Below are 16,698 nucleotides of genomic sequence, written 5' to 3'. Positions count from 1 at the left end.
AACCGTTACGCATCGTTAGCAGGGCGGTTATTTTGGAAGTGGATCCCGATGCCGTTGATTGCAGAGGGTTTTATCCCGATCCAGAAATTCCCCTTGCGAGCGACACGCCTGGCGAAAGTGTCGGGAGGCAGTGGTTTACGTCAGGTAAACGCTTTCTCGGCAAACGATCCATCAGGCCAACCTGCTTGAACCATGGGCACGTTCTTCGCGCAAACAGGATGCCGACAGCAGTTGGCAGCGGAGGAAATGCACATGGCAACGCTCATCGGTATCGTCAGTAAAGTCATCGGTCAGGTGTATGCAGTGGCGGGTGATGGCACCCGACGCACCCTGGTCGAGGGCGATCGGCTGTTTGCCGGCGAGCAGCTGGTCACCGGGGCCGAAGGCGCGGTGGCGGTGCAGCTGCAAAATGGCCAGGAACTGACCCTGGGACGTGACAGCAGCCTGCAGATGACGGCCCAGTTACTGGCGCATCAGGTCCCGCATGTGGAGACCTCTGAGGCGGTGACGCCGAGCCAGGCGCAACTGACTGATGTCGAGCAGCTGCAAAAAGCCATTGCCGCCGGCGCCGACCCGACTCAAACAGGCGAAGCCACTGCCGCCGGACCGGGCTCGGGCGCGCCGGGTGGATTGGGCGGTGGTCACAGTTTTGTGTTGCTGGAGGAAGTGGGGGGCCGGGTCGATCCCACGATTGGTTTCCCCACCGCGGGCTTCAACGGTATTCCCGAATTCCTCCTGGAGCGTCGGGATACTGATCCAGACAATGGCGATAGCGGCGATGCACCGAATAACCCGGTCACTCTCATTGGCCTGGCGGCGGCGGGGGGCGAACTGACCCTCAATGAAGCCCACCTGGCGGACGGTTCGGCCAGCAACCCCGGAGCGCTGACTCAAAACGGCACCTTCATAGTCATTGCCGCTGACGGGCTGACCAGCCTGAACATCGGCGGGATCAACGTGGTCAGTGGCGGTGTGCCCACCGGTTTTCCGCAGTCGATCACCACTCAATTGGGCAACACCCTGACGATTACCGGCTATAACCCGGCCACCGGCGTAGTGAGTTACAGCTACACCTTGGTCGGCAACGAAACGCACTCGGCTGGCGACGGCGCCAACAACCTCAGCGAACAGTTCACCGTGGTCGCGAGTGACAGCAACGGCGATACCGCCACCGGTTCGCTGGACGTCAACATCACTGACGATGTGCCCAAAGCCATTGATGACACCAACGCCAATACCGCCTCGGAAACCCTGCTGACCCTGACCGGCAGCGTGCTGCCCAACGACCTCCAGGGCGCCGACCGCATTGCCACCGGTCCCGACAGCGGGCCGATCATCGGCGGTACGTTCAACGGGACTTACGGCACGCTGGTGCTCAACCCCAACGGCACTTACACCTACACCCTGAACACCAGCGATGCGGATTTCAAAGCCTTGCACGGCGGCGGCAGCGCTACGGAAACCTTCATCTACACCCTGACGGATGCCGACGGCGATACCAGCACCGCGAACCTGGTGCTGGAGATTCACAACAACGATGACTCGGTGATCATCGGTGGGCTGAATGCCGAAGGCGGCGAGTTGACTGTTTACGAGAAAAACCTCGCTGACGGCAGTGACCCCGATGCACCGGCGCTGACCCGGAGCGGCACTTTCACCATCACGGCGCCAGACGGCGTGCAAACCCTTAGCGTAGGTGCAATCAACGTGGTGCTTGGCGGTCTGGCTGCAGACTTCCCGCAATCGTTCGTCACGCCGCAGGGCAATACGCTGACCATTACCGGGTTTGATCGTGCCACCGGCGTGATCACTTATAGCTTTACTCTCAACGCTAACGACGCGCATCCGGATACCAGCGGCGCCGACAGACTCGCCGGGCAATTTGCGGTAACCATGGTGGACGATAATGGCACCACCGCCCACGGCATTCTCGATGTGAATATCGTCGATGACGTGCCACAAGCCGTGGACGACATTAATGCCAATACCGCCTCGGAAACCCTGCTGACGTTAACCGGCAGCGTGCTGCCCAACGACATCCAGGGCGCCGACCGCATTCCTGCTGGCCCCGATAGCGGGCCGATCATCGGCGGTACGTTCAACGGGACTTACGGCACCCTGGTACTCAACCCCAACGGCACCTACACCTACACCCTGAACACCAGCGATGCGGACTTCAAAGCCTTGAATGGCGGGGGCAACGGCACCGAGAATTTCGTCTACACCCTCACCGATTCCGATGGCGATACCAGCACCGCGACGCTGGTGCTGAACATCCATAACAACGATGACCCAGTGACCCTCGATGGCCTGAACGTCAACGGCGGTGAACTCAACGTTTATGAGAAAAACCTCAGCGACGGCACCAGCCCCAACACACCTGCCTTGACCCAAAGCGGCACCTTCACCGTCACCGCCCTCGACGGTTTGCAAACCCTGACCGTGGGCGGTATCGCGGTAGTCACCGGTGGCGTGGCCGCAGGCTTCCCGCAATCGATTGTCACCGCGCTGGGCAATACGCTGACCATCACCGGTTTCAACAGCACCACCGGCGTGGTCAGCTACAGCTACACCCTGACGGATAACGAAACCCATCCGAACGCCGACGGCACCAACAGCATCACCGAGAACCTCGACGTCGTTGCCACCGACGTCGATGGCAGCACGGCATTGGGTCAGATCAACGTCAACATCGTCGATGACTTGCCCACCGCCAACCCTGATCTCGCCACGATCGACGAGGGCGCAACGGCCTCGGGCAACGTGCTGAACAATGACGTCGGTGGCGCCGACGGCCCGGCGCTCAGTGGTGCAGTGGTCGGCGTGCGCGCCGGCAGCGACACCTCGACTTCGGCTATTGGTGGCTTGAACACGCAAATCAACGGCACCTACGGCTACCTGACTCTGGATGCCAACGGCAATGCCGTGTACCACAGCAACCCGAACTCGGTCAGCGCGCCGGGGGCCACGGATGTGTTTACCTACACTGTGCGCGATGCCGACGGTGACGAAAGCACCACGACCATCACCATCAACGTGGCCGACTGCACCCTCGTAGCGGCCAGCGACAGCGACGTGACGGTTAACGAAAAAGCCCTGGATCTGACCCAGGATGGCCAGGACCTTGCAGCAGGCACCGTCATCGGCAGCGAGCCGGGCAATGCTGGTGAAACCGGCTCCGGTACGTTGGTGGGCTCGGTTACCGGCGCCACTGGCACGATCACTTACACCTTGGTCGGCAGCGCCACCGGGACTTATGGGCAAATCGTGCTCAACCCCGACGGCAGCTACACCTACACCCTGACCTCCCCACCCACGACCACGCCCCACGCCAACGACGGGCCAAATACCCTGAGTGAAAGTTTCACCTATCAAGCGACTGATCCCTTGGGTAACAGCGTCACCAGCACTATCGTGATCAATATCGTCGATGACGTACCCACCGCTCACGCCGATGCAGTCGCGGTGGCGGAGGGCGGGACCGTCAGCGGTAATGTGTTGGGTAATGATGTGCTCGGCGCCGACGGCCCTGCGTCGGGTGGTGCAGTGGTCGGCGTGCGCGCCGGCAGCGACACCTCGACCTCGGCCATCGGCGGTTTGAACACGCAAATCAACGGCACCTACGGCTACCTGACGCTGGATGCCAACGGCAACGCCGTGTACCACAGCAATCCGAACTCGGTCAGCGCGCCGGGCGCTACGGACGTGTTCACCTACACCGTGCGCGATGGCGACGGCGATGAAAGCACCACGACCATTACCGTCGACGTGTCCAACTGCTCCCTGGTAGTGGCTCCCGATACCGACGTGACGGTTCAGGAGAAAGCGCTGGATTTGACCAGGGATGGCCAGGACCTGGCGGCGGGTACCGTCACCGGCAGCGACCCTGGCAATACCGGCGAAACCGCTTCCGGCACGCTGGTCGGTTCCATCACCGGCGCCACTGGCGCGATCACTTACAGCCTGGTCGGCAGCGCCACCGGCACCTACGGGCAACTCCTGCTCAACCCGGATGGCAGCTATACCTACACCCTGACGTCCGCACCCGCGACCACGCCCCATGCCAACGACGGACCGAATACCCTGAGCGAAAGCTTCACCTATCAGGCCACCGATTCTCTAGGCAACAGCGTCACCAGTACCATCGTGATCACCATCATCGATGACGTGCCGACTGCTTACTGCGATTCAGTCGCGGTGGTAGAGGGCGGTACGGTCAGCGGCAACGTGTTGCACAACGATGTGCTCGGTGCTGACGGCCCGGCAGTGGGAGGTGCCGTGGTCGGCGTGCGCGCAGGCAGCGACACTTCGACTTCGGCCATCGGCGGTTTGAACACGCAAATCAACGGCACCTACGGCTACCTGACGCTGGATGCCAGCGGCAACGCCGTGTACCACAGCAATCCGAACTCGGTCGGCGAGGCGGGCGCCACCGATATATTCACCTATACCGTGCGCGATGCGGACGGCGATGAAAGCACCACCATCCTGACCATCGACGTGTCCAACAACTGCCTCGTAACGGTCTCCGATACCGACGTGACGGTCTACGAAAAAGCCCTGGATTTGACCCGGAACGGGCAGGACCTGGCGGCGGGTACGGTCATCGGCAGCGAGCCTGGCAACACGGGAGAAACCGGTTCGGGGACATTGGTCGGTGCAGTCACCGGCGCCAGCGGAGCCATCACTTACACCTTGGTTGGCAGCGCCACCGGAACCTACGGGCAGATCCTGCTCAACCCCGACGGCAGCTACACCTACACCCTGACCTCTGCGCCAAAAACTTCGCCCAACGCCAATGACGGCGCGAACACCCTGAACGAAAGCTTTACCTACACAGCCACTGATGCCGTGGGCAACAGCACCACGGGCACCCTTGTGGTCAGCATTGTCGATGACGTGCCCACCGCCTTCGCCTCGGACCGTTCGGTGCCCGCGGTGCAGATCGATTCCAACGTGCTGCTGGTGATCGACGTGTCCGGGAGCATGGTCGACCCTTCCGGCGTATCGGGTCTGTCGCGACTGGACCTGGCCAAGCAGGCAATCAGCACATTGCTCGACAAGTACGACGATCTCGGTGATGTGAAAGTGCAGATCGTCACCTTCAGCAGCAGCGCCACGGACCAGACTTCGGTGTGGGTCGATGTGGCGACCGCCAAGTTGATCATCGCTACGCTGACGGAGGGCGGCGGCACCAACTACGACGCAGCCGTGGCGGCCATGCAAACCGCGTTCAACACCTCGGGCAAACTTACCGGGGGCGCAGAACGTCGGCTACTTCTTCTCTGATGGCAAACCCAACGAAGGCGACATCGGCCCCGCGGACGAGGCCGCGCTCAAAGCCTTCCTCGACGCCAATGACATCAACAACTACGCCATCGGCCTGGGCAGCGGCGTCAGTAACGACAGTCTCGATCCAGTGGCCTATGACGGCAGCACGCACACCGACACCAACGCCGTGCTGGTGACCGACCTCAATCAACTCGACTCGGTACTCTCGGGCACCGTACAAGGTGCGCCGGTCACCGGTTCCTTGCTGGGCGAGGGCGGTACCTTCGGTGCCGATGGCGGCTTCATCAAATCCCTCACGGTTGACGGCACCACCTACACCTATGACCCGAAAGCCAACAGCAATCAGGGTTCGCTGAGCTTCAGCGGTGGCGCCAACCACGGCACGTTCAACACCGCCAATAACACCCTGAGCATCGCCACCGATGACAGCGGCACGCTGTTGGTGAACCTCGATACTGGCGAGTACACCTACCTCTCGCAGAAAACCACGACGGCGGTGATCACCGAAAACATCGGCTTCACCGTCAGCGACAACGACGGCGATCTGGCCAGCTCCACGCTGGTGATCAACGTGATTCCGAACACGCCACCGGTGGCGGTCGATGACCATGTCATCACCAATATTCTGTCGGGCAGCATTGTGGTGCCGGGTGAGCTGCTGCTGGCCAACGACAGCGACGTCAATGGTGATGCGCTCACGGCATCGCCGACCACCTTCAATACCGGGTGGGTGCTCAAGGGCGCGGACTTTACCGGCACCAACCCGAACTTCAGTTTCACCGGAAACAACCAGGCAGTGACCATCGCCCGCAGCGCATTCGTCGCCAACACGGCAGCCATGACCGCGGTACTGGTAGTCAGCGGGGCATTGGGGGCGGTCAGCAACAACAATACCAACGACGAGGATCAGATCACCGTCAACCTCAAGCAAGGTGAAACCCTCAACCTGGACCACAACCTGGCGGCCGGTCACGTCACCATGGAGTACTCGGTCAACGGCGGCGCTTTCATTGCCATCGCTGACGGCCAGACCATCACCGCTTCTGCGGACGGCACGTACCAGATCCACATCACCAACATCGACGACGGTGGTCCGGGTAACAGCGGCAAGGGCTCGGAAAATTACCAACTGACCATGACCGTCAACTACGCCGGCGCTCATGACAGCACACCGGACTTCCACGGCACCTACACCGCCAACGACAACCACGGCGGCAGCGACTCGGCCAATGTGACCATCAGCTATCAGGACGGCCATACGCTGACCGGCACTTCAGGTGACGACGTACTGGTGGCGGGAGCTGGCAACAACGTCATCAATGCCGGCGACGGCAACGACGTACTCACCGCAGGTGGAGGCAACAACGAAATGCACGGTGGCGCCGGTAATGACTTGCTGTTCAGCGGAGCGGGCAATGACCTGCTCGATGGCGGCACCGGCAACGACACCGCGAGCTACGCCCATGCCACCGCCGGGGTCATCGCCGACCTGAGCCTGATTACCGCGCAAAACACCCTTGGCGCGGGCACCGACACCCTGACCGGCATCGAAAACCTCACCGGCTCGAACTTCAACGACAGCCTCATGGGGGATAACAACAGCAACATCATCAACGGCGGTCTGGGCAACGATGTGCTCAACGGCGGGGGCGGCGACGACTTCCTGATCGGTGGCCTGGGCAACAACACCCTCACCGGCGGCAGCGGCGCCGACACCTTCCAGTGGCTCAAAGGCAACAGCGGCCACGACGTTATCACCGACTTCACCCCAGGCACCGACAAACTCGACCTGTCACAACTGCTGCAAGGAGAAAACGGCACCGCGGCATCGCTGGATGACTACCTGCACTTCACCGTCAGCGGCAGCGGCGCATCGGTCATCACCAGCATCGACGTCAGCGCCATGGCCGGCGCTACGCCGAACCAGACCATCGACCTTGCCGGCGTGAACCTGGCCAGCCACTACGGCGTCACCCCCGGGGCGGGCGGGGTGATTGCCGGCGGCGCGGATACGGCGACGATCATCAACGGCATGCTCAATGACCATTCGTTGAAGGTGGATACGGTGTGATCTGAAAGTACAAAGCCCGCCATTTCTTTGGAAAGAAATGGTGGGCTTTTTGTTGTTTGGGGTTTTGAAAGTCAACAGATCGCAGCCTTCGGCAGCTCCTACAGATTCGGTGTTCACCGCCCTATCGCGGTTGAGCACAATCGCGCGTAGGAGCTGCCGAAGGCTGCGATCTTTTGATCTACCAACCCTGTGCCCCTGAAGCAAAAAAGCCAGGCCCGGATTCAGATATCCGGTCCTGGTTTTTTGTTGGGGCTTAGGGCCTCTTCGCGGGCAAGCCTCGCTCCTACGGGGGTACGTGGCATCAGTGCCCTGCACATCAGTAGGAGCGAGGCTTGCCCGCGAAGCTTCTGACTCAGGTCGCCTCGTTCAGGTATTTACCCACGGTCGCCACGTTGTCGAGCGAGTACTGCTTGCTCAGGTTGGCGATCATTTTGTTCAGCGCTTCGGTCACGCTGAACTGATCGGTGGAGTTGTCAGTGTTCTGCTCGCGGCCGGCTTGCAAGGCCGGCACAGTCAACATTGATGTCACCTGACACACCGCTATCCCGAGCAGGCTCGCTCCCACATTGGATTTGTGTGTGATTTAGACGCGCGGCAGGCGGATGACCGCCGTCAGGCCGCCACCGGAAGTTTCTTCCAGACTCAACTGCCCACCCAACCGCTCTGCGGCTTCCCTCGCGATGGTCATGCCCAGGCCGACGCCGCCGGAGTTGCGATTACGTGAACCTTCCAGGCGAAAGAATGGCTCGAACACCGCTTCACGTTTATCCGCCGCGATACCCGGGCCATGGTCGATGACCCGGATCACCAGTTCCGCGCGACTGTCCTCAAGCGTGATCAGCGCGTCCCCGGCATAACGCAGGGCGTTGTCCAGCAGGTTATTGATGCACGAGCGCAGGGCCATCGGCTGAACCTGCAACGGGGCGCAATGGCCGCTGGCCTGGACATTGGAACCCTGGTCCTGGGCGTTTTCGCTGAGGGATTCCACCAGCGCCTGCACGTCCATCCATTGTGGCGCCTCGCTGGTGCGCTGTTCGTGCAGGTAGGTGAGGGTGGAGTCGAGCATGCTGATCATGTCGTTCAGGTCCTGACGCATCTGGCCTTGCAGCTTGTCATCGTCGATCTGTTCCAGCCGCAGCTTGAGCCGCGACAGCGGCGTGCGCAGATCATGGGACACGGCGCCCAGCATCCGCGAGCGTTGCTGCACCTGTTCAAGAATGCGCTTTTGCATCAGGTTGAAGGTGTGCGCCGCTTGCCGCGCTTCCCGTGGGCCTGACTCATCCAGCGGTGGGCTATCGAGGTTTTCACTCAGGCGCTCGGCGGCGTCGCTCAGGCGTTGAATCGGGCGGGTCAGCAGCTTGGCGCCGTACCAGGCGGCGATGATCAGCGAGACAAACTGAAAGGTCAGCGGCACCAGCGGCCCGCCGAACCACGGCCGTGGCGGCCGGTTGCCGAAGCGCGGGTCGGGTGGTGGGCGTTGTCCGTCGAAGCGCTCGGAAAATTCCGACGGCGCAGGCGGGGGAGGCGGTGGACCGTAATGCCTGAACCAGAAGAACGCCAACAGGTGCGCCAGTACGATCGCCAGCAGCAGCACGCCAAACAGGCGGCCGAACAGCGTATCGAAGCGCGTACGCATCAGCCGATGTCTCGTGCGTCGAACAGATAACCCTCGCCGCGAACGGTCTTGATCAGTTGTGGGGCTTTCGGGTCATCACCCAGTTTCTGGCGCAGGCGCGAGACGAGCAAGTCGATGCTGCGATCAAACGCTTCGATCGAGCGACCACGGGCGGCGTCCAGCAGTTGTTCGCGGCTGAGTACCCGGCGCGGACGTTCGATGAACACCCAGAGCAAACGGAATTCAGCATTGGACAACGGCACCACCAGGCCATCGGCGGCGATCAACTGGCGCAGCACACTGTTCAGGCGCCAGGTGTCGAAGCGAACATTCGCACGTTGTTCGGTGCGGTCGTCGCGTACCCGACGCAAAATGGTCTGAATCCGTGCGACCAGTTCCCGCGGCTCGAATGGCTTGGCCATGTAGTCGTCGGCGCCCAGTTCCAGGCCGATGATCCGGTCGGTGGGTTCGCAGCGGGCGGTGAGCATCAGGATCGGGATGTCCGATTCGGCGCGCAACCAGCGGCACAGCGACAAACCGTCTTCGCCGGGCAGCATCAGGTCGAGCACCACCACGTCGAAATGCTCGGCTTGCAGCGCCTGACGCATGGCAGCGCCATCGGTGACGCCGCTGGCGTGGATATTGAACCGGGCCAGGTAGTCGATCATCAGTTCACGGATCGGGACGTCATCGTCGACGATCAGGGCGCGAATGCTCCAGCGTTTATCGTCGGCCGGCGCTTTTCGATCGTCGTTCAGAGGTGCTGGGGAGTTGTGCATGCGTGCGTTCATCTGCCAGATAGGCTGCCAACCACAAAGATAGGCTGCGAGGTTGTGGCTTCAGCATAGGCGTCCGGCCGTGAGGCGGGAAGTGCTGTAGGACCTGTTGCGGCTGCCGAGGGTAGCGTTGAAGGGTGTTGTGGGCGTGTCGTGTGTGTACCGAACTCGACACAATTGCCGCAGGAGCTAGTCTTGTCTAAGCCGCGATGACGAATTACCGATCACCGGGTCCCGCAGCGGCGCTGGTTCCGCTACAATGCGCGCCGATTTCGACTTGCCTGAGAGCCCACTCATGTCCGCCTGCCAGACGCCTATCATCGTCGCCCTGGATTTCCCTACCCGTGACGCCGCACTGAAGCTGGCCGATCAGCTGGACCCGAAGCTGTGCCGGGTCAAAGTCGGTAAAGAACTGTTCACCAGTTGCGCCTCGGAAATCGTCGGCACTTTGCGCGACAAAGGCTTCGAAGTGTTCCTGGACCTCAAGTTCCATGACATTCCGAACACCACCGCCATGGCCGTCAAGGCCGCCGCGGAAATGGGCGTGTGGATGGTCAACGTGCACTGTTCCGGCGGTTTGCGCATGATGGCTGCCTGCCGTGAAGTGCTCGATCAGCGCAGCGGCCCGAAACCGCTGTTGATCGGCGTGACCGTGCTGACCAGCATGGAGCGTGAGGATCTGGCGGGTATCGGTCTGGACATCGAGCCGCAGGAGCAGGTGCTGCGTCTGGCCGCGCTGGCGGAAAAAGCCGGGATGGACGGTCTGGTCTGCTCGGCCCTGGAGGCCCGGGCACTGAAAACCGCGCACCCGTCGCTGCAACTGGTGACCCCGGGGATTCGTCCGGCGGGCAGCGCCCAGGACGATCAGCGCCGCATCCTGACCCCGCGTCAGGCGCTGGAGGCTGGTTCCGACTACCTGGTGATCGGCCGCCCGATCAGCCAGGCGGCGGATCCGGCGAAGGCGTTGGCGGCAGTTGTTGCCGAACTCGCCTAACCAAACGCTGAAGATCCAAATGTGGGAGCGAGCCTGCTCGCGATTGCGGAGTGTCAGTCGACATAAATGTTGTCTGATCCGCCGCTATCGCGAGCAGGCTCGCTCCCACATGGGTTAAACCTTCAACACCAACTTCCCGAAATTCTCGCCGCTGAACAATTTCATCAGCGTCTCCGGGAACGTTTCCAGTCCTTCGACGATATCTTCCTTGCTCTTGAGCTGCCCCTTGGCCATCCAGCCGGCCATTTCCTGCCCGGCAGCACCGAACTGTGCGGCGTAATCCATCACCACAAAGCCTTCCATCCGGGCGCGGTTGACCAGCAGCGACAGGTAGTTGGCCGGGCCTTTGACCGCTTCTTTGTTGTTGTACTGGCTGATGGCACCGCAAATCACCACCCGCGCCTTCATGTTCAGACGATTCAGCACGGCATCGAGAATATCGCCGCCGACGTTATCGAAATACACGTCGACGCCTTTCGGGCACTCGCGTTTGAGGCCAGCGTGTACATCTTCGTTTTTGTAGTCGATGGCGCCATCAAAACCCAGCTCGTCAATCAGGAATTTGCACTTGTCCGCGCCGCCGGCAATGCCGATCACCCGGCAGCCTTTGATCTTGGCAATCTGCCCGGCAATGCTGCCCACCGCGCCAGCCGCGCCCGACAGCACCACGGTGTCACCGGCTTTCGGCGCGCCGACATCGAGCAGGGCGAAGTAGGCGGTCATCCCGGTCATGCCCAGCGCGGATAAATAACGCGGCAGCGGTGCCAGTTTCGGATCGACTTTATAGAAACCTCGTGGCTCGCCGAGGAAGTAATCCTGCACACCGAGGGCGCCGTTGACGTAGTCCCCCACGGCGAAACCCGGATTGTTCGAAGCGATGACTTTTCCTACGCCCAATGCACGCATCACTTCGCCAATGCCGACCGGAGGGATGTAGGACTTACCCTCGTTCATCCAGCCACGCATGGCCGGGTCCAGGGACAGGTATTCGTTCTTGACCAGAATCTGACCCGCCGCCGGTTCGCCGACCGGTACTTCTTGATAGGTGAATGTTTCACGGGTGGCCGGCCCCACGGGACGTTTGGCGAGCAGGAACTGGCGATTGGTCTGGGTAGTCATGACAGGCACTCAAGATGAATGAAGTCTTGTTGATAGACCTTCATGGGCGATGTCGCAAGGTTGGCTGACGCTGCGAATGCACATCGATCCAGTGCGGTGATAGTCATGGCGCCCGTTCTATCACTGCAACTCATGGGTGCCCAACCGGCCTTCTGATAGTGCTGCCGCGCCATACGCCCCTGTGACTAGACTGGCCACACGCGATCCCCTGCATTCTTCCCTCCGAGGACATAACAATGAGCATGACGTTTTCTGGCCAGGTTGCCGTTGTGACAGGCGCAGCCAATGGTATTGGCCGCGCGACCGCTTTGGCGTTCGCCGCCGAAGGTTTGAAAGTGGTGGTCGCCGATCTGGACGCGGCCGGTGGTGAAGGCACTGTGGCGCTGATTCGCACCGCCGGCGGTGAAGCGACCTTCGTGCGCTGCAACGTCACGGTGGAAAGCGATGTAAAAAATCTGATGGACGAGGTGGTGAATACCTACGGCCGTCTCGACTATGCCTTCAACAATGCCGGTATCGAAATCGAGAAAGGCAAACTGGCCGACGGCACGATCGATGAGTTCGACGCGATCATGGGCGTCAACGTCAAAGGCGTCTGGTTGTGCATGAAGTATCAGTTGCCGTTGCTGCTGGCCCAGGGCGGTGGCGCGATCGTCAACACCGCTTCGGTCGCTGGTCTGGGCGCTGCGCCGAAGATGAGCATTTACGCAGCCTCCAAGCACGCGGTGATCGGCCTGACCAAATCGGCGGCCATCGAATACGCCAAGAAAAAGATTCGCGTGAATGCGGTGTGCCCGGCAGTGATCGACACCGATATGTTCCGCCGAGCCTACGAAGCGGACCCGAAGAAGGGCGAGTTCGCCAATGCCATGCACCCGGTCGGGCGTATCGGCAAGGTCGAAGAAATTGCCAGCGCGGTGCTGTACCTGTGCAGCGATGGCGCGGCATTCACCACCGGTCATTCGCTGGCGGTGGATGGTGGGGTCACGGCGTTTTAATGTTTTACGTCGCGCCACAGGGATTCAGGCAAACACAATCTTTGTGGCGAGCGAGCTTGCTCGCGCTGGGCTGCGTAGCGGCCCCAAAATCTTGTGAGTGCTACGCCCTCAAGCGGGAGTAAGCTCCCTCGCCACAGGTTTCTCTGCACTACACACATTGGCGCCGGTTCCGTGAAGACGCCAATCATTGTGTTTCAAATGGTTAGAACCGAGGGTTTTGACGGCGTTGTCGCACATCCCCTGAAGCGCTCCTGTGATTAACTGTTCCCCGCAAAACGGACAGGAGTTTGCTTGCTCATGGAGTTGAGAATCGATCGACAGGCATTGGTGCCTGTCGTGCAGCAAATCGTCGACGCATTGGCCGACTGGCTCCGTCGCGGCGAGGTGACGCCGGGGGGGCGTTTGCCTTCCGTGCGACAAATCGCGCGGACCAATCTGCTCAGTCAATCCAGTGTCGTCGAGGCCTGTGAACGGCTGGTGGCTCAAGGGGTACTGGAGACGCGTAACGGGGCGGGTTTCTTTGTCGCGGCAACGGTGCTGGCCACTCAGGAGCAACGCGATCTTCCCTGGTTCGAAGGGGTTGAGGAGAAGCAAGGCGGCCATGTCGAGGAACTGAAACTGGGTTGCGGCGGACTACCCGAAAGCTGGCGCGAGACTGACGACCTGAGCTACGCCATACGCCAGGTCAGCCGCACCGACATGGCCGGGTTGTTCAATTACAGCACGCCGCTGGGCCTGCCTGCTTTGCGCCAGCAGATCCTCAAGCGGTTGAAACAACTGAGTATCGAGGTGGATGAAAGCCGAATACTGACCACGGCAGGGGCCAGTCATGGGCTCGATCTGATTGTGCGCACGCTGTTCAAACCGGGCGATTGCGTGGTGGTGGAGAGTCCCGGTTATTCGATGCTGTTCGATCTGCTCAGGCTGCACGGGGTCAGCATGATCGAGGTGCCACGAACCCCGCGCGGGCCAGACACCGAAGCACTCGAGGCAGTGCTGATGAAGTACAAACCCCGTGGCTTGTTCATCAACAGCTTTTATCACAACCCCACGGGCAGCAGTTTGACCCCGGGGGTGGCTCAGCAGGTCCTGCAACTGGCCAAAAACCATGGCGTGCGGGTGATCGAAGACGACGTCTATGCGGATTTTCACAGCGGTCCCGGCACACGCCTTGCGGCACTGGGCATCGATGACAACGTGATCTACGTCGGCAGCTACTCCAAAACTCTCAGCAGTTCGTTGCGGGTTGGCTTTGTAGTGGCCAGTGCCGATGTCATTTCGCGACTGGCGCAGGTCAAGATGATCAGCAGCATGGGCGCTTCACGGTTCAGCGAGTCGGTGCTGGCGAGTCTGTTGGCCAGCGGTGCCTACCGCAAATTGGTGCAGCGTCAGCGCCAGCGTTTAAGTATTGGCAGGGAAGCAGCCTTGCAGGTCCTCGAAGACGCGGAGTGGGAGGTTTTCGGCAAACCGGTTGGCGGCCTGTTCATCTGGGCGCGATCGCGCAACGCTGACTATGCTCAGGTGCGCACTCAGGCTCGGCGCTTCGGTGTCCTGCTGTCTTGCCCGACGGCGTTCAGTCCGACCGGCCAGGCTCATGACTGGCAGCGGATCAACATAGCTTATGCCTGTGATCCTCGCGCCCGGGCATTTTTTCAGGCCACCGCCAGGGTCTGTTGACGTTTGGTGACGAACCGCGTTGCGCTGCCAAACGTCAACAGACCCTGAGGATCGACCTCGAGCGTTCTGAAAGCGACGCGGGCGTAGCTTTTTGCCATTATTCCGCAGCCAGAGACTTGTGTTGGCACAAGCCCGTTGCGAATCTGCATCAACAGACAATGGCAGGGGACTACGCGCAATGATTTCGGCCGTGCAAGGACGTTTTGCCAACCTCGGTATGGCGAAAAAACTGGGTGTCGGGTTTGTACTGGTGCTGCTGTTGACCGCACTGGTAGCGGCCATCGGCGTATGGTCCCTGCAAACCATCAGTCAGCGCTTCGACGGGCTCAAGCAGATGTCGTCGCTCAACAGCGGTTTGCTCAAGGTTCGCCTGCTCGAGCAGGAATACGCCTTGCACGATAATCCGAAAACCGCGGACGCCTTGCGCGCCGGGGTGGACGCTCTGATCGCTCTGGCGACCCAGCTCAAGGCCCAGTCAGCGGCCAACGTGCCGGTCATGAATGACGTCGAGCAATCTCTGGGGGCCTATCGCAAGGCTTTTGACGAGTTTGTCTCGCTGAGTCAGGCCAAGGACCTGGCACTGGAAATGGCCAGTTGGTCGGTGTCCAGCGTGGCCAATAACCTGGACGTGCTGCAGGCCGGGCTCGCCGATGATGGTGCCTATACCTTGAAGGAATCCGAGGGCAAGGATGGCGCGCAATTCATCGAACAAGCCAATCAGGTCAGCCAGGTTGCACGGCTGATGTTGCAGGCCATGAACGAAGCACGCGTACGGCTGGACCAGAGCCGCAAGGGCGACGACAGCGGCGGGCAGGGCAAGATCGAGCAGGCCGATCAGGCGCTGACTCAGGCCGAGCAACTGAAAACCACGATCAAGGATGAGGGCTACCAGACTGTCCTCAATGAAGTGTCCGGTCACATCGCCGGTTTCAGTGAAAAACTTGCCGAGTACACCGGACTGTTGGCAGAGGAAAAAACCGTCTACGAACAACTCCACCAGCGCGCCGCTCAAGTGGTGGAACGGGTGGATCAGGCCTACGTTGCCGAAGACCTGTCGATGCAGGCAGAGCTGAAAAAGAACTCGCTGTTGATCATCGGTTCTTCGGCACTGGCCTTGCTGGTGGGGCTGATTGCTGCGTGGGTGATCACCCGGTTGATCGTGGCGCCGCTGCGCAGCGTCATTGGTGTTGCTCAACAGATCGCCGCGGGCGATTTGAGTGCAACGATTGAAGTGACCCGCCGTGACGAGATCGGCCAGTTGATGCAAGCCATGCAGCAAATGGGCGCAGGGCTGAGCAGTATCGTCAGTGGTTTGCAGGCCGGTATCGAACAGTTGGCAAGCTCTGCTCAATCGTTGTCGGCGGTAACCGAACAGACCAATCTTGAGGTCAGCAGCCAGAAGGAAGAAACCGAGCAGGTCGCCACCGCGATGAATCAGATGACCGCCACGGTGCACGATGTCGCACGTAACGCGGAAGAGGCTGCCCAGGCGGCGCAGACTGCCGATGGCAAGGTTGAGAGCGGTCAGCAGGTGGTGCGTCAGAGCATGGTGCGGATCGAACAATTGGCGGACTCGGCCACCTCGGCCAGTTCCAGCATCGAAAGCCTCAGCGCGGAAATCCAGAACATTGGCACGGTACTCAGCGTGATCAAAAGCGTTGCCGAGCAAACCAACCTGTTGGCGCTCAATGCGGCCATCGAGGCAGCGCGGGCCGGCGAGCAGGGCAGGGGCTTTGCGGTGGTGGCCGATGAAGTTCGGGCATTGGCCAAGCGAACCCAGCAATCAACCGAGGAAATCGAACGGCTGGTCAGTGCCTTGCGCTCGGCGGCGCAGTCGTCGGTGCAGCAGATTCAGAACAGTGGCGAGTTGGTGAAGCTGGCGGTGAGCGATGCATTGCAAACCGAGAGCGCGTTGGGGAGCATTGCGACAGCGGTGTCGTTGATTCAGCAGATGAACCAGCAGATCGCAGCGGCTGCGGAAGAGCAGAGTTCAGTGGCCGAGGAGATCAATCGCAGTGTCACCAGTATCCGCGCCAGTGCGGATCAGTCGTCGCTGGCGATGCAGGGCAATGCCGCGTCGAGTATTGAGTTGGCGCAGCTGGGGGTTGAACTGAAGGGGATGGTGGGGCACTTCAGGTTGTAAGCGCTGCCCTCCA

At 60.9% G+C, this 16,698-nt stretch carries 7 protein-coding genes and 3 pseudogenes; 6 read left to right on the top strand and 4 right to left on the bottom strand.

Going from position 1 to position 16,698, the window contains the following annotated elements; genetic code table 11:
- Window positions 1-252: 252 nt before the first annotated feature.
- Window positions 253-7,363: pseudogene (locus tag ACZ89R_RS10485) on the top strand (retention module-containing protein).
- A 352-nt stretch (window positions 7,364-7,715) separates the two neighbouring features.
- Here ACZ89R_RS10485 and ACZ89R_RS10480 read toward each other — a convergent pair.
- The 3 genes and pseudogenes from ACZ89R_RS10480 to ACZ89R_RS10470 all read right to left on the bottom strand — a co-directional run.
- A pseudogene (locus tag ACZ89R_RS10480) lies at window positions 7,716-7,868 on the bottom strand (histidine kinase); the annotation flags it as partial.
- Window positions 7,869-7,946: 78 nt separating this feature from the next.
- Window positions 7,947-8,999, bottom strand: a complete 1,053-nt coding sequence (locus ACZ89R_RS10475) for a sensor histidine kinase (RefSeq protein WP_429545842.1) — start codon at window positions 8,997-8,999, stop codon at window positions 7,947-7,949.
- Entirely contained in the window at window positions 8,999-9,757 is a 759-nt protein-coding gene (locus tag ACZ89R_RS10470; protein WP_429545843.1) for a response regulator, read from the bottom strand. Before ACZ89R_RS10470 ends, ACZ89R_RS10475 begins: the two co-directional genes overlap by 1 nt.
- A 292-nt stretch (window positions 9,758-10,049) precedes the next feature.
- On the opposite strand from ACZ89R_RS10470, the gene pyrF reads away from it, so the two are divergent.
- The gene (gene pyrF / locus ACZ89R_RS10465; protein ID WP_008011684.1) at window positions 10,050-10,748 is read left to right on the top strand and encodes an orotidine-5'-phosphate decarboxylase; all 699 of its coding nucleotides are present in this window, start codon (window positions 10,050-10,052) and stop codon (window positions 10,746-10,748) included.
- Between the two features lie 114 nt (window positions 10,749-10,862).
- On the opposite strand, the gene ACZ89R_RS10460 is transcribed toward pyrF, so the two are convergent.
- Window positions 10,863-11,867 carry an NADP-dependent oxidoreductase gene (locus ACZ89R_RS10460; RefSeq protein ID WP_123494632.1) on the bottom strand — a complete coding sequence of 335 codons (1,005 nt, stop codon included), beginning with the start codon at window positions 11,865-11,867 and terminating at the stop codon, window positions 10,863-10,865.
- A gap of 236 nt (window positions 11,868-12,103) precedes the next feature.
- On the opposite strand from ACZ89R_RS10460, the gene ACZ89R_RS10455 reads away from it, so the two are divergent.
- The 4 genes and pseudogenes from ACZ89R_RS10455 to ACZ89R_RS10440 all read left to right on the top strand — a co-directional run bounded on the left by ACZ89R_RS10455 (window position 12,104) and on the right by ACZ89R_RS10440 (window position 16,685).
- Window positions 12,104-12,865 carry an SDR family oxidoreductase gene (locus ACZ89R_RS10455; protein WP_201060620.1) on the top strand — a complete coding sequence of 254 codons (762 nt, stop codon included), beginning with the start codon at window positions 12,104-12,106 and terminating at the stop codon, window positions 12,863-12,865.
- A gap of 297 nt (window positions 12,866-13,162) precedes the next feature.
- Entirely contained in the window at window positions 13,163-14,542 is a 1,380-nt protein-coding gene (locus ACZ89R_RS10450) for an aminotransferase-like domain-containing protein (protein WP_429545844.1), read from the top strand.
- A gap of 178 nt (window positions 14,543-14,720) precedes the next feature.
- Window positions 14,721-15,824, top strand: a pseudogene (locus ACZ89R_RS10445) (HAMP domain-containing protein); the annotation flags it as partial.
- A complete protein-coding gene (locus ACZ89R_RS10440; RefSeq protein ID WP_476241495.1) occupies window positions 15,804-16,685 on the top strand; it encodes a methyl-accepting chemotaxis protein in 882 nt (293 codons plus the stop codon). The pseudogene ACZ89R_RS10445 and the gene ACZ89R_RS10440, both read left to right, overlap by 21 nt.
- Window positions 16,686-16,698: the final 13 nt, after the last annotated feature.

The organism is Pseudomonas sp. TE3728, assembly GCF_056279145.1.
This window is presented reverse-complemented; position numbering and strand designations above follow the sequence as displayed.

What these genes read in the sequence shown, in the direction of transcription:
- ACZ89R_RS10475 (WP_429545842.1), bottom strand. Translation starts at nt 8,999, where the DNA reads ATGCGTACGCGCTTCGATACGCTGTTCGGCCGCCTGTTTGGCGTGCTG.
- ACZ89R_RS10470 (WP_429545843.1), bottom strand. Translation starts at nt 9,757, where the DNA reads ATGCACAACTCCCCAGCACCTCTGAACGACGATCGAAAAGCGCCGGCC.
- pyrF (WP_008011684.1), top strand. Translation starts at nt 10,050, where the DNA reads ATGTCCGCCTGCCAGACGCCTATCATCGTCGCCCTGGATTTCCCTACC.
- ACZ89R_RS10460 (WP_123494632.1), bottom strand. Translation starts at nt 11,867, where the DNA reads ATGACTACCCAGACCAATCGCCAGTTCCTGCTCGCCAAACGTCCCGTG.
- ACZ89R_RS10455 (WP_201060620.1), top strand. Translation starts at nt 12,104, where the DNA reads ATGAGCATGACGTTTTCTGGCCAGGTTGCCGTTGTGACAGGCGCAGCC.
- ACZ89R_RS10450 (WP_429545844.1), top strand. Translation starts at nt 13,163, where the DNA reads ATGGAGTTGAGAATCGATCGACAGGCATTGGTGCCTGTCGTGCAGCAA.
- ACZ89R_RS10440 (WP_476241495.1), top strand. Translation starts at nt 15,804, where the DNA reads ATGCAAGCCATGCAGCAAATGGGCGCAGGGCTGAGCAGTATCGTCAGT.